At 38.2% G+C, this 20292-nt stretch carries 18 protein-coding genes and 2 pseudogenes; 15 read left to right on the top strand and 5 right to left on the bottom strand.

What is annotated here, in order from left to right:
• Positions 1 to 444 precede the first annotated feature (444 nt).
• Positions 445 to 2679, top strand: coding sequence for an EAL domain-containing protein (locus ACE1TI_RS17220; RefSeq protein WP_375008792.1), 2235 nt, complete (start codon positions 445 to 447; stop codon positions 2677 to 2679).
• Positions 2680 to 2862: 183 nt separating this feature from the next.
• On the opposite strand, the gene ACE1TI_RS17225 is transcribed toward ACE1TI_RS17220, so the two are convergent.
• The gene (locus ACE1TI_RS17225) at positions 2863 to 4008 is read right to left on the bottom strand and encodes a UDP-N-acetylmuramoyl-tripeptide--D-alanyl-D-alanine ligase (protein WP_375008793.1); all 1146 of its coding nucleotides are present in this window, start codon (positions 4006 to 4008) and stop codon (positions 2863 to 2865) included.
• Between the two features lie 776 nt (positions 4009 to 4784).
• On the opposite strand from ACE1TI_RS17225, the gene ACE1TI_RS17230 reads away from it, so the two are divergent.
• Positions 4785 to 6221: a carbon starvation CstA family protein gene (locus ACE1TI_RS17230; protein ID WP_375008826.1), complete on the top strand. Its 1437-nt coding sequence runs from the start codon at positions 4785 to 4787 to the stop codon at positions 6219 to 6221.
• A gap of 254 nt (positions 6222 to 6475) precedes the next feature.
• Entirely contained in the window at positions 6476 to 6778 is a 303-nt protein-coding gene (locus ACE1TI_RS17235; RefSeq protein ID WP_375008794.1) for a hypothetical protein, read from the top strand.
• A gap of 230 nt (positions 6779 to 7008) precedes the next feature.
• Here the strand turns inward: ACE1TI_RS17235 and ACE1TI_RS17240 are convergent, their stop codons facing one another.
• Positions 7009 to 8499, bottom strand: coding sequence for a phospholipase D-like domain-containing protein (locus tag ACE1TI_RS17240; RefSeq protein ID WP_375008795.1), 1491 nt, complete (start codon positions 8497 to 8499; stop codon positions 7009 to 7011).
• Positions 8500 to 8680: 181 nt separating this feature from the next.
• Here ACE1TI_RS17240 and ACE1TI_RS17245 point away from each other — a divergent pair, with 181 nt between their 5' ends.
• From ACE1TI_RS17245 to ACE1TI_RS17260, 4 genes are all read left to right on the top strand, one after another.
• Positions 8681 to 8854 (top strand): hypothetical protein, encoded by a 174-nt coding sequence (locus tag ACE1TI_RS17245; protein WP_375008796.1) that lies wholly within the window; start codon positions 8681 to 8683, stop codon positions 8852 to 8854.
• A gap of 134 nt (positions 8855 to 8988) precedes the next feature.
• Positions 8989 to 9672, top strand: coding sequence for a DUF421 domain-containing protein (locus tag ACE1TI_RS17250; RefSeq protein ID WP_375008797.1), 684 nt, complete (start codon positions 8989 to 8991; stop codon positions 9670 to 9672).
• A gap of 322 nt (positions 9673 to 9994) precedes the next feature.
• Complete coding sequence (locus ACE1TI_RS17255) at positions 9995 to 10084, top strand: DUF4937 domain-containing protein (protein ID WP_375008798.1); 90 nt, start codon at positions 9995 to 9997, stop codon at positions 10082 to 10084.
• 677 nt (positions 10085 to 10761) lie between these two features.
• Entirely contained in the window at positions 10762 to 11946 is a 1185-nt protein-coding gene (locus ACE1TI_RS17260; protein WP_375008799.1) for a C45 family autoproteolytic acyltransferase/hydrolase, read from the top strand.
• Positions 11947 to 12345: 399 nt separating this feature from the next.
• On the opposite strand, the gene ACE1TI_RS17265 is transcribed toward ACE1TI_RS17260, so the two are convergent.
• Together ACE1TI_RS17265 and ACE1TI_RS17270 are read right to left on the bottom strand one after the other, a co-directional pair.
• Entirely contained in the window at positions 12346 to 12549 is a 204-nt protein-coding gene (locus tag ACE1TI_RS17265; RefSeq protein WP_375008800.1) for an alpha/beta hydrolase, read from the bottom strand.
• Between the two features lie 57 nt (positions 12550 to 12606).
• Positions 12607 to 12861 carry a hypothetical protein gene (locus tag ACE1TI_RS17270; RefSeq protein WP_375008801.1) on the bottom strand — a complete coding sequence of 85 codons (255 nt, stop codon included), beginning with the start codon at positions 12859 to 12861 and terminating at the stop codon, positions 12607 to 12609.
• Between the two features lie 268 nt (positions 12862 to 13129).
• On the opposite strand from ACE1TI_RS17270, the pseudogene ACE1TI_RS17275 reads away from it, so the two are divergent.
• The 6 genes and pseudogenes from ACE1TI_RS17275 to ACE1TI_RS17300 form a co-directional block, all read left to right on the top strand.
• Positions 13130 to 13288, top strand: a pseudogene (locus tag ACE1TI_RS17275) (DinB family protein); the annotation flags it as partial.
• 74 nt (positions 13289 to 13362) lie between these two features.
• Positions 13363 to 13617 (top strand): hypothetical protein, encoded by a 255-nt coding sequence (locus tag ACE1TI_RS17280; protein WP_375008802.1) that lies wholly within the window; start codon positions 13363 to 13365, stop codon positions 13615 to 13617.
• Between the two features lie 105 nt (positions 13618 to 13722).
• Positions 13723 to 13881, top strand: coding sequence for a hypothetical protein (locus ACE1TI_RS17285; protein WP_375008803.1), 159 nt, complete (start codon positions 13723 to 13725; stop codon positions 13879 to 13881).
• A gap of 70 nt (positions 13882 to 13951) precedes the next feature.
• Positions 13952 to 15472 (top strand): malate:quinone oxidoreductase, encoded by a 1521-nt coding sequence (locus ACE1TI_RS17290; protein WP_375008827.1) that lies wholly within the window; start codon positions 13952 to 13954, stop codon positions 15470 to 15472.
• Between the two features lie 805 nt (positions 15473 to 16277).
• A pseudogene (locus tag ACE1TI_RS17295) lies at positions 16278 to 16433 on the top strand (VOC family protein); the annotation flags it as partial.
• Positions 16434 to 16668: 235 nt separating this feature from the next.
• Positions 16669 to 17226, top strand: coding sequence for a cysteine hydrolase family protein (locus ACE1TI_RS17300; protein WP_375008804.1), 558 nt, complete (start codon positions 16669 to 16671; stop codon positions 17224 to 17226).
• A 764-nt stretch (positions 17227 to 17990) separates the two neighbouring features.
• Here the strand turns inward: ACE1TI_RS17300 and ACE1TI_RS17305 are convergent.
• The gene (locus tag ACE1TI_RS17305; RefSeq protein ID WP_375008805.1) at positions 17991 to 18185 is read right to left on the bottom strand and encodes a hypothetical protein; all 195 of its coding nucleotides are present in this window, start codon (positions 18183 to 18185) and stop codon (positions 17991 to 17993) included.
• Between the two features lie 287 nt (positions 18186 to 18472).
• Here ACE1TI_RS17305 and ACE1TI_RS17310 point away from each other — a divergent pair, with 287 nt between their 5' ends.
• On the top strand, positions 18473 to 19291 hold the full coding sequence (locus ACE1TI_RS17310) for an alpha/beta fold hydrolase (protein ID WP_375008806.1): 819 nt from the start codon (positions 18473 to 18475) through the stop codon (positions 19289 to 19291).
• A 175-nt stretch (positions 19292 to 19466) separates the two neighbouring features.
• Positions 19467 to 20180: a 2OG-Fe(II) oxygenase gene (locus tag ACE1TI_RS17315; RefSeq protein WP_375008807.1), complete on the top strand. Its 714-nt coding sequence runs from the start codon at positions 19467 to 19469 to the stop codon at positions 20178 to 20180.
• Positions 20181 to 20292 lie beyond the last annotated feature (112 nt).

Genomic DNA, 20292 nt, shown 5'->3' on the forward strand with positions numbered 1-20292 from the left:
AGTTGGTTGGACGAGGAAGATCCATTTGGATGATCCGAAGATATTATTACTATTAATTTTGAATGCCGGGACTGTGGGAAGAAAGATGAGGTCCCTGATTTTGTAGTGGAAGAATTTCAGATGGGTCTCGAAAGGAGAAAAAGTAGAAACAGTGTGCCCGTACTGTGATGGCACAATCCCAAGAGATTAATCATCTCTTGGGACGGAAGTAATTGCGTTAGCGAATTTGTTCTTAGACTTAAACTTTGAAAATAAGGAAACGGCCCCAATTTAATTGGATAATGTGGTAAAGTATATCAAGAATACTAGTAAAAATTTGTATACGAAGAAAGGGATAAAGAAGTTTTTCAGTTGTATCCAGGGTCCTTCATGGGTTTCTGCCCATGCCTTAATTTCCATATCTATTAGCACTAAAGCCAGGGATTGGAGGGAAGTGAGTTCTACATGTTAGGTAACGACCTTAAACAGGCTTTGGAGAAGGAAGAATTTCGACTCTTTTACCAGCCTAAACTTGATTTAGATTCAGGCAAAGTGAAAGGAGGAGAAGCTTTGATTCGGTGGGAACATCCAGAGAGAGGTCTCGTATCTCCCGCGGAGTTTATACCTGCTGCTGAAGAAACAGGATTAATATTGCCTATTGGGGAATGGGTTTTACGGACAGCTTGTGAGCAAAACAAAACCTGGCAAAAAGAAGGTATCCCCCCTATAGTGATGTCTGTAAATCTTTCTATACGCCAGCTTTATCAGCCCAATTTGGTGGAGATGGTGAAACAGATATTAGAGGAAACGGACCTTGCCCCTGAATATCTTGAGCTGGAGATTACGGAAAGTATGATGATGGATATCCATCATGCTCTTGATGTTATGAGAGAATTAAAAAGTTGCGGCATCCACATTAGCATGGACGACTTTGGAACTGGATACAGCTCCCTTTATTACTTAAATGAATTTCCTGTCGATAAATTGAAAATTGATCAATCTTTTGTACGTAACTGCACGAATGATTCTAAGGAGGGGACTATTGTAAAGACCATTATAGCGATGGCTCATCAGCTGAAGCTCGACGTGGTTGCGGAAGGGGTCGAATCTAAGGAACATTTAATTTTTCTGCAGCGAAATCTTTGTAATGAAGCCCAAGGATGTCTTTTTAGCAAGCCATTGCCTCCAAAGGAATTCACACAAAAGTATGGAGAAATCGAACAAATTGTAACGCAGAGCGGCATTCCTAAAGAACTTTCCAATCAACAATGGAGAGAAGAAGCTTTCCGAACCGCTCGTCAGGAATTAGTGGATACCGTAAGACAACAGCAAGGGATGATTTTAAAATACACGAAAGTGAATGGGAAATTTATACATACTTTATGTGACGGTGAATTATTGTATCGAATAGGGTTTATTCCAGAACAAATTCTCGGTAAAGAATTAAGCGATTTTCTCCCAGCCCAGGATGCTGAAAGTAAAATGAAATATTATCAAAGAGCATGGGAAGGCGAGGACCGTGTCACATATGAAGGGGCCGCAAATGGTGTGTATTACCTGGCTTCCTTACGCCCTGTTAAGAGGAGAGGGCAAGTAGTTGAAGTCATCGCTTCGTGTATCGATATTACCGAAAGAAAACAAATAGAAGAGAAATTAAAAGTAAGTGAAGCGAAATATCGTTTTATAACAGAAAATATGATGGATTTGATTGGAGTGTTGGATAAAAATGGTATAATCCAATACGCTTCCCCCTCTCATTATATGGTATTGGGATTATCCCCACAGGAATATGAAGGAAAGGCCGCTTTTGATTTCGTACATCCAGACGATATTCAGGATATTCAAGAACAGTTTTATTACATGGTTTCGACTAAAAAACCAAGTCAGGGGGAGTGTCGGTACAAAGATGTTCATGGTAAGTGGGTTTATCTGGAAACCAAAGGAACTCCTGTACTTGGGGCGGATGGTGAAGTAGAACACGTCATTGTTGTAAGTCGTGATATATCGGAACGTAAGAAGATCGATGAATTTATTAGAAAAAAGGAAAAACTCTCCGTGGTAGGGCAGTTAGCCGCAGGTGTTGCTCATGAAATTAGAAACCCTATTACTTCCATTAAGGGTTTTCTTCAAATATTACAACGTGAAATCGATCCCAAGTATACGGAAATGATGTTAACCGAAATCAATGGGGTAGAAAAAATCATAAAAGAGTTTTTATCACTTGCTGCCCCGCAAGTAAATAGTGTGTCGGCTGTTCCTATTGTGGATCTTGTAGAGGATGTCGTTACCTTATTTAAAACACAAACCATCATGAATAACGTCCATATTTTGGAAGACATAGAACCCACCTTACCTCTTATCCATTGCGATGAGGATCAAATAAAACAGGTATTTCTGAACATTCTCCAAAATTCGCTCGAAGCGATGGCGGATGGAGGAGTTATTCGTATTGAAGTAAGCAGACATGATACCAAAAGGGTTCGGTTTCGATTCATAGATCAGGGATGCGGCATCCCTGAAGAACGACTGAAAAAAATGGCCGAGCCGTTTTACAGTACAAAAGAAAAAGGGATCGGAATCGGGTTAATGATCAGTGAAAAAATTGTCGAAGAACATGGAGGCACCATAACCTTTGAAAGTAGCGTCAATCAAGGAACGAAGGTGGATGTTATCTTGCCTTATGACCAAAAAAATAGGTGAAGGTGCGGCAACTGGAGCTGCACCTTTTTTAGGCCTAAGCATATTTTATGTATAACGCTGCACGACCTTCTGTTCAAGCTGCAGCAGGAATCTGTGTAATATCTATTTTAATAGGATGGGTTCCAATAATGTATACGCTATATCCTTTGATCTAAAAGGATATAGCGTTTAAAGGAAATGATTTTAACAAACCTTTCTCTTAGAATTCTTTTGCTTTCGATAATAGGTGTCAAGGCTATGTCTTGCTACAAATTCGGATGTGTTTTTCATTCGCATCCGGTGCGAGCCTTTTACTAAAATAATACTTTTAGGAGAGACATAGTTTTTTAACAAATGGTGCAATTGTTTCCGATTAGTAAAGGCATAGATCTTTTTGGAGGGATATCCTTTACGAACAGCCGCTCTCTTTATCTCCTTCGCTTGTTCACCGAATACGAATATCCTATGAATGCCTTTTCTAGCTAAATATTTTCCTACTTCCCGATGTCCTTTATTAGAGTACCTTCCTAGTTCGAGCATACTTCCGATTACGGCTATTTTTTTCTTGCGTTTACCGAGTTTTATGAGGACATCTGATGCAGCTTTGACGGATTGAGGGTTTGCATTAAACGTGTCATCTATTAATAGGGAGTTAAAAGGTAATGGAATAGCATTTAATCTTCGGACAGGGGGTTTGAATCTTTTTAAACCCAATCTTATCTGCCGAGGGGAAAACCGCAGTTTATCCGCTATAGCAATAGCAAACAACGCGTTTATGACGTTGTGTGTCCCGAATGTCGGAATAAAGAAATGTTCCCACTTCCTGTTTAAACGAACTTTAAATGTCATGCCATGTTTTGTATAACGAATGTTTTTGGCTTGGTAATGAGCTCGTTTTTTAATCCCGACCGTCACGAGCCTGCCTTTAAACTTCTTCGTTTTTAGAAGTTTAGAATTCTTGTCATCTTTATTTATCAGTAATGTTCCTTTGGGATTCATATACTTAATCATCGCCGATTTAGCTTTAGCAGTTGCTTTTATATTGTTTCCCAGCTTTCCAAAATGGGCTGTCCCCACGTTTGTGATAACCCCAAAATTAGGTTTAATATAACGAAAATGATTTTTCCCTGCTTCTCTGCCCAGCCCCATTTCTAATATAGCTGCTTGATGAGAAGGCTTGATTTTTTGTGCAATTCTTCTTGTATGCTTAGGTAGATTACGATTCCCTGGAGTTTTTAACACATGGTTCCATTTGGTTTTAAAAATAGAATGAATAAGTGCAGTGGAAGTGGATTTTCCAGCACTCCCTGTCACTCCAATGATAGGGATTTTCGGAATCTTAGATGCCAATAGGTTCTCCTCCTTGTAAAAGTTTTATCATATCTATGTATTTTATTTTCTGAAATAGAGTTAGTGCGGGGAAGATTCCTATTTTTTTCAAAAAAAGGCCTTTGTAGTTTCACTTGAGTGGGATATGGAAATGTGAAATAAATAATTTTGTAGATTTTATTAAAAAATAACACGAGTTTCGTTGCCGATGTTGCGTATCTGCTTTTTGATTCTATGAATGTGCTGCTTTACTACGGCACGCCGATGTTTATTTTGCTTATTCTTATCGAAATAAAGCCATACCGGGAAATTTTCTTAAGTCCTCGCGTTCCTCAGAATATCTCTACCAAACATCGTGTAATGGTCCGTTAAGATACCCAGCAGGTTTAAAAGAGCCGGCATCACATCGACCTGCCCGGAAACACTGTTAAGTGTCTTTCCTTCCATACCCGGAATGTGGATGAGAAGCGGAACTTTTTGTAATTTTGTGCTTTCGTACGCATCAATGTCTTTATTTAAAAAATCTCCTAACAGTTCATTGTGACTGTCTGAAATGCCATAATCATCGCCGTAAATGACAAAATCGTATTGTCGTTTATTTCTTCTTTTCTATGAATCTGTCAAGCGCTTCATCTGTATAACGAACGGTTGAAACGTAATTGTTCAGGACTTCACTTTCGAAATCCAGGTGCGTTTTACTTTTTCAAAAAGATTGACTAATCAGATTGATTCGACTAGGAAGAAGTGTTAGTATATTCATATTTGATAGAGAAAGAACAGCAGGAGGAGATAGGACCATGGTCACATTTTTGGGAGCAATTATTCTACTTATTGTTGGTTATATGTTTTATGCCAAATTCGTGGAACGTGTTTTTGTCATAGATGATCAAGCCGCTACTCCCGCTTATACGAAGCGGGATAATTTAGATTTTGTGCCGATGAGCTGGTGGAAAGGCAACTTGATTCAATTACTAAATATTGCCGGTCTTGGCCCGATCTACGGGGCGGTGGCCGGCGCTTTATACGGTCCGGCGGCATTTATTTGGATCGTGGTTGGCTGTATTTTCGCCGGAGCGGTTCATGATTATTTTTCCGGAATGATGTCGCTTCGGCATAACGGAGCACAATTTCCAACGCTTGTCGGACGGTATTTAGGGAAGTATGCGAAAGCTGTCATTAATGGGGTATCGCTCGTTTTAATGATTTTAGTGGCTGCGGCATTCACAGCGGGGCCAGCCCAATTAATTTCTCAGATTACATCGCTTAGCTTTATGATGGCATTAGCTCTTATTTTTGCTTATTTTGTTATAGCCACCATTTTACCGGTGAATCGCATTATTGGGCGCATTTATCCGTTGTTTGGAGCGATCCTTCTCATCATGGCCGCAGCTGTCGCGGTGGCACTGCTTTTCTCTGAACAGCCGATCCCGAATGTAACCGTTGAAAATTTACATCCTGGCGAGCTGCCGATTTGGCCGCTCTTGATGGTCACGATTTCTTGTGGCGCGATTTCCGGGTTTCATTGTACGCAAAGTCCGATTATCGCACGGACGATGAAAAAGGAATCCGACGGCCGGAAGATTTTTTACGGTGCGATGATTACAGAAGGCGTGATTGCTCTTGTATGGGCTGCCGCTGGAATGACGTTCTTTAATGGAACGGCCGGGCTGCAGGGAGCATTGGATGCAGGAGGACCATCCGGGGTCGTAAACGACATTTCAACCTCGCTTCTTGGAACGATCGGAGGAATCCTTGCGATTTTAACTGTTGTTATTTTGCCGATCACGACAGGGGATACAGCACTTCGTTCGTCTCGAATGATCCTGGCCGATGTGCTTGCGAAGTTTATCAATATGGAAAGCAAACTAAAAGTGCTGCTTGTAAGCATACCCGTTGCCATCCCGACCTTTTTCTTAGCAACGATCGATTACACTTTCTTATGGAGATATGTCGGATGGACCAACCAGGTTGTTGCCACGTTCATGCTTTGGACGGCCGCCGTATTTTTGTTAAAACATCAAAAGCTGCACTGGATTTGCGGAGTGCCGGCGATCTTTATGACAGGTGTCGTTTGCACCTACATCTTTTACGCACCAGAAGGCTTAGACATGGACTATCAATTATCTATGATCATCGGATTCTTGCTGACATCGCTGGTTGTTATCTGGTATGCAGTTCAAATCATAAAGTACAAGAAGAAAAAACAAGACAAGCCAGCCACGCATGCGGCATAACATTAGAAAGCTATCCTTCCACAAAGCGAAGGGTAGTTTTTATTATATAGAGATCATTCAACTTATTTTTATTTTTTTGTTTAGCAATCAAGCCTTATTATTGAATAGGAGAAGGAGTGATGGAAATACTGAGGGTACATGTGTTTTTTGTTTAAAGACTAAATAACACAATAAGGTTTCGAAATCCGGTGAGTGACAAGAAAGAATGAAAGAGCAGGAACAGATAGAAAAATGTCGAGAAAAGGAGGCAAATCATGAAACTGTCTGCAGCTGCGAAGTTTATTTCGGGTGGATTTGAAGCCCTGTTAGCAATCCCTTTCATTGGAGGAAGTATCGTCATTTTGAGTGGTTATTCGGCGTTGGGAACGGCCGTGGTACTTCATATTATTACGCTAATTATCACGTTTTTGTATCGGACACCAAAAACGCCCAGTATTGTTGGGATTATTACCTCGATTATATCAGCACTTCCCGTGGTTGGCTGGATTCTGCACACGATTACAGCGATTTTACTGCTAACTAGTGCAATGAGGGACCTCCGGCGAAGAAGGGAATAGCACTACAATGTACGGCAGCATTTGCTTAATTTCTAGAACTCATAATGACAGAAGAACGACTCCTCTTCATAATCCATTTAACGATTATCTTATGAAGAAGAGTCGCTTTATTTATGGCTTTTCGAGTTTTTACTGTTTTTTCTATACATGATCTTTGCTTTTTCTGCATTTGCAGCAAGAGCAAAGAGTTTTAAGTCAGATTTTAAAAAAAAGAGAATAAGCTGCAAAATTTACAATAAAGGGGAAAACAAACGTGCTCCTTGCTCCATTACGCGTTGTGACAAAGAGCGTCGTGTCAAATCTTCGATACGCAACGGTACAGAATCGTTAAGGTCTCGCTCGAATTGTTTTGTAAGGTCCTCTGCCACGTCAGAACTGTAAATGAATTCACACGTCTCATAACTTAGACGAAAACTTCTTAAATCCCAGTTTGCTGCGCCAATTTCAGCGATTTCCCCATCGATGGTCATCTGTTTTGCATGCAGCATGCCTTTATTGTACTGATAAATTTTAACCCCTGCTTCTAACAATTCTCCAAAATAAGTCCTGCTGGCAGCCTCCACGATTTTTTTATCCACATTAAGGGGTACCAGCAATCTTACCCGTACTCCTCGGGCAACTGCTGTCTTTAACGCCATAAGGATGTCCTCATCGGGTATAAAATAGGGAGTTGTTATATCAATAGAACGGCTCGCTTGAGATAAGCAAATAAAGTAGGCCTCTCGAATTACCGGCGTAGGGATTCCAGGATTTCCTTCCAGCGTCTGAATATAAGCTTTGTTCAAAGAATCTGTACTTTGGGTGGTGTGTATATCATTTGTATCTCCTAACTCAGCACTCCATTCTGTTGATAAATGGGAGAGAGCTTTCATGTTAGAGGAGGAATGGTTTTTAGAATGAGTTTGTTCAGTCTTTCTCCCATTACGTGCTTTTATCCGTTCCGGTAAGGCGAGTTGCCAATGAACCTCGAAAATTTTTTGTAAATCTGCCGAAGCTTCGCCATCAATGTACAAATGGGTGTCGCGCCAATACCCTACATCCGGCTTCAATCCAGTATACTCGTACCCGACATTGATTCCACCAGTAAAAGCTTTTTCCCCATCAATCGTAACAATCTTACAATGATCCCGGTAATTCCAATTGGACAGGATCCAGGGAAAACGCAAGGGAAAGATCGTCCGACATTTAATCCCCGCCTCCGTCATACGCGTGATTTGATGTCGCGGGAATTTCGAACTCCCTAAACCGTCTCTTATAAAACGGACACGAACACCTGCTTTGGCCCGTTCTACTAGCTCATTCGTTATGCGCCTGCCAACTTGATCATCCCTGTATATAAAATATTCCAGATCAATCGTGTTTTGTGCGCTTTGCAGGGATTCAATAAGTTTTTCATAGGTCTCCATGCCATTTATGAGGGGTTGGACTTTGCTTGTACGAAGTCCATGAACGCTTAAGTGGCTTAAAGCCTGAGAGATGACGGAGGCCGAGCGGCTGAATGAATCAGGAAGTTGATCTGGCTCCTTATTCGAAGAAGTTAAGTTTTTACTACGAATACCCACAGGGTTCGTTGAACTGAGATAGAAAACGAAACCAATGATAGGCAAAATAAGGCTGATGGCCAGCCAATTTAAAGCCTTGGCCGGTCGGCGGACCTCTCGTATCGCAATGATCAACATAAACAACGCATTAAATAGGAAAAGTATAAGAATCCAAATCATCTGAAATTACCCCCTTGTTAACCTATAACATGTGCGAACTGTAACAACCGTATTCACTTAAACACTAAAAGTGCTAAAGATAAAAATATTTATCGTACCGTTCATTAACAATTTTGTATAAGTCTAATTTCTTAGCAGAAAATAATAGTGGCGTATTCATAAATCAAGGAGGCGACTAAATTTGTATAACAATAATAATTTATTAAGAGTGGGACTCGCTGCAATACTTTTAACAACTGTTTACACAGCAATATTAGCATCCATACAAATAACAACGAAAAATAGGGTTGATTATCTATATTTTCTAGAAAAAATTGTTGGAGAAAAAATAGAGGGCAAAGGCTTTAGAGAATGAAGGAAAGGGGAAGGCAGGGTTTAAACTGAATTTTTATAAATCCATTCTTCCCCCCCAAAAAGCAAAGTCTATAATCATTAACACTGGAGACTATCGCACACTTTGAAAATTTTCAGAGGGGAGTAAATGTTTATATGGAAGATGTAAATATTGTCATATTAACCCTTAAACTCATTATCAGTTTTATCACTTTATTTTTTATTATCTTTGTCACAGGCAGAACATCCATCACTCAATTAACTCCATTTCATTTTGTTTTTGTATTAGTGCTTGGGGAGTTAGTAGGAAATATGTATTATGAAGATAAAGTAGGGATTTTAACTTTTTTATACGCGCTCGGATTGTGGACACTGTTTATGCTTGGAATAGAGTTTTTAACCCTCAAAAAGAAATGGACTCGTTCCTATTTGGTGGGAGATCCTTCAATTATTATCCGAGACGGTGTTGTTAACCGAAAGATGCTTGAAAAGAACAAATTAGATATGAATCAATTATTAAGTTTGCTGCGCCAACATAATGTTTTTTCGATACGCGAAGTTAAATACGGGATACTAGAAGCCAATGGTCAAATCAGTGTACTTAAAAAATCCAAGTACCAAACACCGGAAAAACAAGATCTTAACCTTCCGGAAGATTCAGTAGATCTTCCTGCCACGTTAATCATTGATGGCGAAGTTTTGTGGGATAATGTACATGGAATCGGATATGATAAGCAGTTATTAAATAATGAATTAAGTGCCAATGGATATACCAGTATAAAGGATATCTTTTACGCCGATTGGCGAACCAGCGACGGTATCCATATAAGCCCAAAATAATTTGATGTAACTAACTAATCTTCCTGACCTCCGACGCTAAGGGGAAAGACCAACCTATCATTGATATAAAGTCATAGCAAAGAAGACCGGCTCCTCACGAAAGGAGCCGGTTTCATTTTTTCACTGCTGATATTTATTGACTCAGCAATCCGGCTATTTTAGAAGTAAAAAGGACTTCTCGTTTTTTATATAAAAGTTAATGATAGTTTGGGAAAAGTAGAGGAGAAGAATACAGTAATGATAATTAAAAGAATTAAATGCAAGGTAAAAGAAGATCAGGTAGATAAATTTTCCATATGCCAAACTCAATGGCAATCTATAAATGATACGAAGGGGGTTCTTAGGACAAACTGGTGGTTGGGATAATAAGGCACCACTAACAGCTTGTATTTTGTCATGTTGGGAAAGTTAATCGGCATATCAATTTTTTAAGGATGAGATACATGACCAGGTTTTCTTAAATTCTGGACAAGAGCATACCTATGATTCCATATAGGTTGATTTGCTGAAGGAAGAATTTCGAATTCCAGGCTTAGAGCCTGACATAGCAGCCTTCCTAAGGGAAGCCAATTTTATTCGTACTACAAATCCCATGTAAAAGAACAAAGAATCCATCATTTTGTTGAAATGCACGAAGAGGTATGGAAACCAAAAATGCAAAAAGTTGAAGGCATGCTTCGTGGTGAATTTACCCGCTCAAAAAGCCTATCAAAATTTTCTTATACTAACGGGGTGGAAAAATGAAAAGGCTCATAAAAAATACATGGCTGAATATTTTCCTAGTTTAATAAAAGCTGCAGAAAGATGTTAATGGGCTTACAAAAGATCAATTTACAGTTGAAGAATCCTGGTGTGTTTGCCAAAAGAATTAGAGGGCTGTAACACTTAATTACTATCTAATTAAAAAACAACCGAGTTAGTCAGGGGTCCGCTTTTATTATATGTAAAGGTTCAGATTGTGTAGGTGAATAGAGAAATTTAGCAGAAAGAAAAAGAAAAAACAATTATCAAAAATTTTGGAAGGATTACCTGTTATTACCAAAGAAATACATACGGTGGTGAAAAATAAAATGAAAAGGAAGTGATGAATTGAAATTTATCATTAGGCTTCTATCAGTTGTATTAGTAGCGGTTATAACTATTAGCTCTCTGGGTTTACCTTTTGTCAATGCAGAGGAAGAGCCTATCCTTTATTTAAAAGGAAGTTCTATTGACATTGGTGAACAGTATGGTGAACAAGCGAAAGAAGAAATTAAACATAACATTTCACTTTTTAAAAAAGCAGCAAATCAATCGCATTCCAAACTTTCACAGGCAGCTCATGAATATGAAAGTTTTCTTGAAGAAAAAAGTCCAGAGATTTTAGAACGGCTAAGGGCAATGGCAGAAAGTGCAGGTGTAAACTATCAAGATTTACTCGCCCTTAATGCTTTAGGTGAGGAATTTCTTGGTGAAGGGTGCACCACAGTATTAGCCGCTGGTGATGCTACTAAATCTGGGAATGCCTACTATCATAAAAACAGGGACGCTAGGATCGGATCGAAACAGGTAGTAGTTCAAATGGAGCCTGAAGATGGGCAAAAATATATTGGCATAACGAGTGCCGGGTACTCTGGGATGGCCATGGGTATTAACGAAAAAGGAGTTTCGGTTGGAAATAATGTGTTATCAACATGGGATATCGGACCCGGGTATGGAAATTTGGATGTTATTCGTATGACCTTAGAAGAGGCTGCTGATGCAGAAAGTGCAGTAGACTTTATACAAGAAGTCCCGCGACAATCGGGTTCAAGTTATGGTATTGCTGATAATGAAGATGCTGCTTTCGTAGAGGCAACACATTCTGCTGCTGCTGTAAAATGGATAGAAGATGAAGTGATGGCACATACAAACCATTTTATTCTGGATGGAATGGAAAAGTACGATGCATTAGATTTTAATAACCTTCAAGAAAACCCATGGAGTTGGTATGTGTCAACAAAAGAGCGTTTATCTCGTGCAACCGGCTTAATCGACCAAAATTTTGGTAGTATTGATGCCAGAACTTTAATTAAACTTTCAGAAGATCAAGATGGACCGGACAGCACTTATTGGATTGATTCACAAACAGAGTTGAAGGGAATACCAATGGGTTCTGTCTCAACAGGAACATTTGACGGCTCCAAATTACGTATGTGGTCCCAACTTGGTCAGCCTAGTGATGTACCTGCCATACCCTTTGATGCTGATCGTCCGCATATCCCTGAACCATTTAATTCCGGGAAAGCACAGTGATCGATTAAAAGCAACGGCCCATTAGGTTATTTCATAAAAGGTGTCTTTATGGGCTGCCGGACTTAATGTATAAAAAAATGCCCCGTTGCCAGTAGAGGGTTCATTGTTACTTTTTGACCTTTTCATTTTCACCAAACTGAACTACTAGAACATCCGCCTTCTAGCACATTATCCAGCAACTGCTCTTAAAATATATCTTCTTGCACCATTTCAGTGATTAATAATAATTTATTAATTATTGTTATTAATTATCAGCCAAAAAAGAGAATACCATTAAAAGTATATGGGATTTTGGAAAAATTTAAATATTAAATAAGAGGTGCATACTTGGAGAATCCTAGTTTGCGCCTCTTTAACATTATTGATACGAACGATTCCTTTTTTGATCACATCGTATTTTTATAATGATTCTTTAAAAAATGAGTTTAGCTTTTCAAGTGCAGGATTTATATATTCTTCTTTGTCGTAAAGATCAAAATGAGTCGCATTCTCTACGGTAAATAATTCTTTTGGTTCATTAGCTTTAGAGTAGGCACGTTCACTGAAGTAGAGCGTCTCCGCCTCAATACCCGCTATAAATAAGACCGGTCGAGGACTAGTCATATTCACTTGATCAAATGAATTGTAGCCCATTAATTTATTAAAGCTTGTCAAAGTAATTCAATTTGGGGCGTTTTCATGCTTGCCTCTGGCAGTACGATAATATTCATCGGCTTCATGAAAAAAACTGGGTGCATGATCGTCGATCTCTTTAGGGAAACTAGGAATCGTCAATATTTCAGCGCCAGCTGCTTCTCTGGAACGTTGAGCATTGACTCTTGAAAGGAACATATAAAAAGATTGTATTTTTAATGAGAGAATTGTATAAATCGTTTTCTTCAAAAAATCACTTTGAGTTATGTCGTTGTGCTTCAAACGGGCGCAATTCTAGAGTAAGGATTGCACTTTAAATATTTATGAAACGGTTAAATGAGATCGTCTTAATGTACAAAGGGGGGGAATCAAAATAAAAATATAAATATTATATTCTTTACTTTTTGCTATAATGGTTTATGGATGCAGCTCTCCAGAAAGCTCCAATACCAATCAAGAAAAATTTCCACCATCAATACCTGAGAGCGCTGTGGAAATTGATCGGGAACAATACGAAATGAAAAGCGGCGGTTTATCTAGAACGAATCATATTGCGGAGCACCCTCAATATGGTCGCAGTGAGTTCACACTTGCCGACCTTATTCACCATGTAGTGAATAATGGAACCTGCCATCGCGGAAACATCACAGTGATGCTTCGTCAACAAGGTGAACGAGGCGCACCAACTGATTATATTTTGGTTATATAGAAAAGATTAAAGAGGCTACCGGGCAGGGTTATTGAATACCAGCGTGACTTGCTTTTAAATTGGGAATGGTAAATATGAAGTTTTTGGCTTGGAGTTTGTTATTATTTCATCTTGTAATTCTTATATTTTGGATAGCAAACTCAGGATATTTATTTTCATTTTTTGGGGTGCCTGTATGGATAGTATCGATTGCTTTAGGATTAGTTGCTTATAAACAAATAAAAGAGACGGCCATCGTAAAAAAACTGATCATAGGTTCAAGTTTCTTTATGATTTTTTTATTATTAGTTGCAGCCCTGATTCACTTTACAGTAAAATCTATGCCTTAATTATTTTCATTCAGCTTTAAGGTGCATTTCTGTAGTAAAGGATTACGCTCTTTTTTTATGTATTTGGCTAATATGTAGGTTTTACATTTTGTATGGAGCTTGTGAATGAGAGATGTTATGGCGGGCTATAATAAAGAAAGGCAAAAAAGTAGAGAGTGGTTCACTGGTAACGGCATATTCAAGTCTGACCGTTGCAAGAATCCGGTTGAAGGCTTTTGGTTTTTGAGTTTTCTAGAATTTTGGGATGAACTTATCATTTTATAACAGCTTTTAAAACAATTAAATCTATTATATAATAGTAAATGTTGATTTTAGGCGGAAAAGGATGGTGACAATGGGTAACAGTGAAGCGAAAACAGACGTCATTTTAATTGGTGCCGGAATCATGAGCGCGACGTTGGGAACAATCTTGAAAGAATTAGCACCTGAATGGAATATTAAAGTGTTTGAAAAGCTAGATAACGCAGGAGAGGAAAGCTCCAACGAATGGAACAATGCGGGAACCGGACATGCTGCATTGTGCGAGCTGAACTACACAAACGAAAAACCGGATGGCTCTGTAGATATTAGTAAAGCTATAAAAATTAATGAACAATTTCAGGTTTCCATGCAGTTCTGGTCTTATCTTGTAAAGAGCAACCTGATACATAATCCACAGGACTTTATTATGAAATTGCCTCATATCAGTTTAGTTCAAGGAGAACAAAACATAGAGTTTCTAAAGAAACGTTTTGAAGCGATGACCAACAACCCCCTTTTCCAGGGGATGGAAATTTCCGATGATCCGGAAACGATGAAAGAATGGATTCCGCTTATTATGCAAGAGCGTGCACCGGATGAAGCGATAGCGGCCACAAAAATCAACAAGGGTACAGATGTCAACTTTGGTGCTTTAACGCGCATGTTGATAGACAACTTAAAAAGTAAAAATGTCGATGTAAACTACAACCATAGTGTCAATGACATTAAACGTACGAGCGACGGCTTGTGGGAATTGAAAGTACGTAATCTCAACACCGGTACGGTCGAACGCCATAGAGCAACATTCGTCTTTATAGGTGGCGGGGGCGGAAGCCTGCATTTACTGCAAAAATCCGGTATTCCTGAAGGACATCATATTGGAGGATTCCCGGTAAGCGGATTATTTATGGTATGCAACAATCCGGAGATTATAGAGCAGCATAATGCAAAAGTGTACGGCAAAGCCAAGGTGGGTGCTCCGCCAATGTCTGTTCCGCATCTTGACACAAGATATATTGACAATGAAAAATCGCTGCTATTTGGACCATTTGCCGGCTTTTCACCAAAGTTCTTAAAAACTGGTTCCATGTTCGATTTAGTAACTTCCGTAAAACCGAATAATGTCTTAACGATGATGGCGGCCGGCGCCAAAGAGATGTCATTGACAAAATACCTGATACAGCAAGTTATGTTATCAAAAGAACAGCGCATGGAAGAGTTGCGTGAGTTTATCCCGAACGCAAAAAGTGAGGATTGGGATTTAGTAGTAGCTGGACAGCGTGTACAAGTTATCAAAGATACGGAAGCGGGCGGCAAAGGAACGCTTCAATTTGGCACGGAAATGATTACTGACGAGGATGGCTCGATTGCTGCATTACTAGGTGCTTCTCCAGGTGCTTCTACTGCCGTTCACGTCATGCTTGAGCTCATCCAAAAATGCTTCCCAGAGCGTATGACAGAGTGGGAACCGAAAATCAAAGAAATGATTCCTTCTTATGGGTTATCCCTAATGGAAAACCCAGAGCTTCTTCGTGACATTCATTCTTCAAACGAGCAAGCGCTTGGTCTAAGCGAAAAAGAAGAAAAAGAAGCAAAAGAGCTGGTCTTTAGTTAATTCTTAGGAAATATCGTAAAAACTAAAACATAGAACCTTTAATCTATTTTAGGATTGAAGGTTCTTTTTTAGGCTCTATTTGTTAGGGTATAAATGCAGGCTTAAAAAAACACGCAAGCTCCTAATTCTTGTATGTTTTCTACAAGTTCGGATGCTATAATACGAGGTTCCCAGTTCTTCAAACTACGGGGAGTGCAACAAGGAGCGGCTTTTTTTATGTTGAGGCGGGTTCAAATTTGTAAGGTTTATGGGAGCAGGTTTTTCTTGGTTGAGATGCGTTTTAACAAATATAGTTGTTCTAGATCCTTCACTTGAAAAGAATTCATGGTTGCTTAACACTTGTTTAACATCTTCATATTTAAACACATTCCACGTATTCGTTTTTTCATGAAAATAATGATGAAGCATTTCTTTATACCAATCCATAGGAAAAAATATTCTGCACGTGATTGGAAATTTGTGATTTCATTAATTGGATTGACTTCTTTAGCCATAGTATATTGTTTCCTCCTTCAATAGGATATTCACAACCTGCAGGAATGTTCGCTAATAGAAGTGAATGGCTTATTTTCTGCTTTCGGAAATTACTTTACTCTAATCAAAGTAATCTTTAAAGAGTATATAATAAATGAGGCCCTGCAGAAAAAAGGACTTATTATTGAACCTGTTGAAACCATTCAGGAAGAAAATCGCCCAAACAAAACCCTGTACGGGATTACCCAGGATGGGATGTCTAAGGGGGTGTTTTGATGCAAAAAAGAAAAATATCCACCAATTAAAGAAGATCGAGGCAGAGGGTCTAAAAATGGAAATGTATATTAACAATATGACAATTAATATTTACATAATGTTTATTGAAGATTCAGAAATTACAAGTGTGGTTAGGTATGGAGCTAATGAAGCTGGAGAAGAAGGAACCGTAATGCAAGCTGCGTTTACCTTAAAAGGGCAAGAATTTATGTGAATGGACAGTGATATAAAACATGAATTTTCCTTGCTCAAACCCTTAGGTAATTCAAGAAAAGGCCATTTTGTTGAACAACATCTAGGCATATAGGTTAAAGTTTAAAAGAGATGGTAAAGTTTTTTTAAACTTAAAGTATAGGTTATTAAAAAAAGGAAATGTTTTTATTGGTGGCGAATATTACTTAAAATGGTGATAATCTCATATTTTCATAGAGAAAGGGGCACATAGGATGGACAAAACTGCATTAATACTAGTTGATATACAAAATGATTATTTTCCAGGAGGTAAAATGACACTCCATGAAACAGTGAAAGCTGCGAAAAATGCACGTTTAATCTTAGATTACTTTCGTATAAAAAATCTTCCACTTTTTCACATTCAGCACATTTTCGAAGATAAGCAAGCACCATTTTTCGTATCAGGCACAGAAGGAGTTCGTATTCATCAAAGTGTTGCACCATTAGAAAGTGAAACTGTGATTGAAAAACATTTCCCAAACAGTTTTTTACATACTCCTTTAGAAGCCGAATTAAAAAGTAAAGGTATCGAACATGTAGTTATCGTTGGCATGATGAGTCATATGTGTATAGATGCAACAAGTCGTGCAGCTGTTGACCTTGGCTTCAGTTGCACGGTTATTGAGGATGCGTGCACATGTCCTGATCTCACCTTTAACAATAAAAACATTGAGGCAGAAAATGTCCATTATGCATTTATGGCAGCGATTGGAAGCTTATATGGAACGATTGAGACAACCGATTCTTTTCTTAGTAAAGTAACCAACTAATCCATATTTGTTTCTACCAAAGGTAGTACTGATCATAATTGAATATTTATAAGAAAAATTCTATTTACTATATTTAGACGGTTGTGATTGTTTTTTCTAATTAGAAACTCTTTTTCTAGATTAGAAAAACACCTCCAAATAAGTTGATATTGTTTCAAACAACTTGGAGGTGTTTTTTTATATCATGTAGAGACACACTTATTTAATCTTAAAGGTTTCATTATTTTTTTTGCCCGTTTCATTTTCCCATCCTATTTCGATGATTGTACCTTTCCATTATTTTGCGAATTTCTTCTAAATCCATATTATCAGTATTTGATAATGTAGTTATGTCATCGACATGTCTTTCCATTTCTTGGTATCGGAGAAGATGATTTATGGTTTCATCCACCGGTAATGGGATCTGGAAAATTGGCGTCAATAACAAGTAAAGAAAGTTTGATCCCAGGAGAATTATTTTTTAATTCATAGTCTAACAACCAATTTTACCCCGTTTTTTTGAGCTTATGTGTTGATTATTAATAGTATTTTTATATGTTTCCTCAGTTTGTGGATTGGATTGAAGAGTATGAACAACTAAAATAAAAGCAAAAATAGCAATAGTAGCCGAAATGAATAGTAGTGTTAACTTTTTTCTCATATTATAAGTCCTTTCTGGTTGCTAAATTGACCTAGTCAGGACCTTAGTTATGGTGGAAAATTTGCTCTTGAGTCATTCAACCCTGTTTCAGAACAAGCTATTCCCTTATCAATTTCTTTAATACTTAAATAAAAAACCAGATAAGTCCAATGATTCCAATTACAATGAGTCCTCCGGGAAGCCAGATTAAATAAATATTCATCATGTTGGCAAGGCTTGAATCACTACTATAATTTTTGTCTTCTACTTGGGTCAGCTTAAACGTAATAACAGCTGCAATAATACAAATAATCGTAGCCAAAATCAAAGCTAAAATCATGACCAATCTCCTCTCATGTTGTTATGCTGTTTTTTTTTACTTTATGGATTCATTCTACAAACAAACTACGTTTAACTATTCCATTATTACATAATCTGTTTGTTTCATAAAGAAAGGAAGAAGCAGGATAAATGTAGGATCCTCATTCATTTGACCATTATAAAAATATCGTGCTTCTACATTACTTAGGCTGTACTACTATGTTAGCTTATCTGTTTGAATAAAAAATGTTCTAGGAACAAATAATAGAACCGTTAGTTATTGATTATATTTTGGGGTGTTCAGGCATGGAAATCTTAGAGGAAAAAGTACAAATAGGGAACTTTAATATGTTTTATAGGAGTGCCGGTATTGGAAGCGAATCAATTATATTATTGCATGGTATTCCTACCAATTCCTTTTTATGGATTCACGTTATTCCCCAACTCGCCCAACATTATAGGGTTATAGTTCCAGATATGTTAGGGTATGGGGAATCTGATCGATCAACTCATGAAAACTTAACATTGCCAATGCAAGCCCAGCATGTTATGGCTCTTATTGATTCACTTGGAATACAACGAGTACACGTCGTTGGGCATGATTTGGGTGGGGGAGTTGCCCAAATACTAGCAGCAAATTACACTGAAAGAATCTCTAGTTTTGTTGTTATTGATGGGGTTACCCTCAGTAATTGGCCATTACCAAAAGTTGTCTCTTTAAGGTATCCAACCGCACCAGAGTTTGAGCCTTCCATCTATTTTATTGAAAGAATGTTAAGGGAAGGTATACTTCATCAAAAACTTCTCACTCCAGAAGTGTTGGCAGCTTTTCTTACTCCGTTTAACCATCCTAACGGTGGTAAAGAGTTACAGGAAGCATCACTTGCCTTAGAACATCACCAGACGGAGGAAGTCGTCCCTAAGTTGAAGGAGCTACAAATGCCTGCCACGTTTTTATATGGCCAATATGATAGATATTTACCTCCTTACTGGGGTCTACGATTGCAGGAAACCGTACCTAACTCAATTTTTAAAGTATTACCAGAATGCAGCCACTATTCTATGATTGATAATCCTTTATTAGTATCAGAAGAAATTTTAACTCACTTATCACAGTTTAAATGAGAAAAGGCTGTTTTGCAGCCTTTTTTCATTCCCTGAAGTTGGAAAATCTTCTTATTAAAGTAACGGGTGCCATTGCAGAATAAGGAGTTAATGGTGGGAGTCCTTTTCTTTTGCAAGTGGAGTAAAGTTTAAAATAAGAGCAGTATCAAACCATGCTAATTTGGAGGATATAAAAATGGTGCAAGCTATACAAACACGTGTAAAAAGCCTAAATTGGGATTCCATTCAAAACGAATTAGATGAGCAAGGATTTGCAAAGCTTCCCTCCATTTTAACAAAAGATGAATGTGAGGCCTTCATGGAACTATATAGCAAGGAAGAGTCATACAGAACCACAATTAATATGAAAAGATATCGCTTTGGGAATGGAGAGTACAAATATTTTTCCTATCCATTACCTGAAATCATCCAAAGTTTAAGAGAATCCTTTTATCCGGAGTTGGCAAAAACAGCAAATCGATGGTTGGGTTATTTAAAGAAACCAGAACAGTTCCCGAAAAACCTTCAAAATTTTTTGAAAACATGTGAAGAGTATGAACAAACTAGACCAACACCCTTAATTCTAAAGTATGAAAAAAATGGGTTTAACTGCTTGCACCAAGATTTATATGGAGACGTATTTTTCCCGTTTCAAGTAGTATTTTTATTAAATCAACGAGATAAAGACTATACGGGCGGTGAAACCCTATTAGTGGAACAAATTCCTCGTGCCCAGAGTAGGGGGCATGTGATTACTCTGGATCAAGGGAGTGCGCTTATCTTTCCTACTAATCATAGACCTGTTCTTGGTAAAAAAGGATATTACAAAAATACGGTTCGTCATGGAGTAAGTACAGTTACTTCTGGAGAACGGTACGGTCTTGGGATCATTTTTCACGATTCTAAATAAATTTTAACGTTTTTCCGAAAGAAGTCTCCCTCTTCATGAATGTGAAGGGCGATAGCCCAACGGTAAGGGGGAGATGAATTTCGGTTGGGCGGTAGCCCAAAGACTTTTCTTT

Origin of the sequence: Alteribacillus sp. JSM 102045 (assembly GCF_041949975.1) — a bacterium.
Lineage (GTDB): Bacteria > Bacillota > Bacilli > Bacillales > Marinococcaceae > Alteribacillus.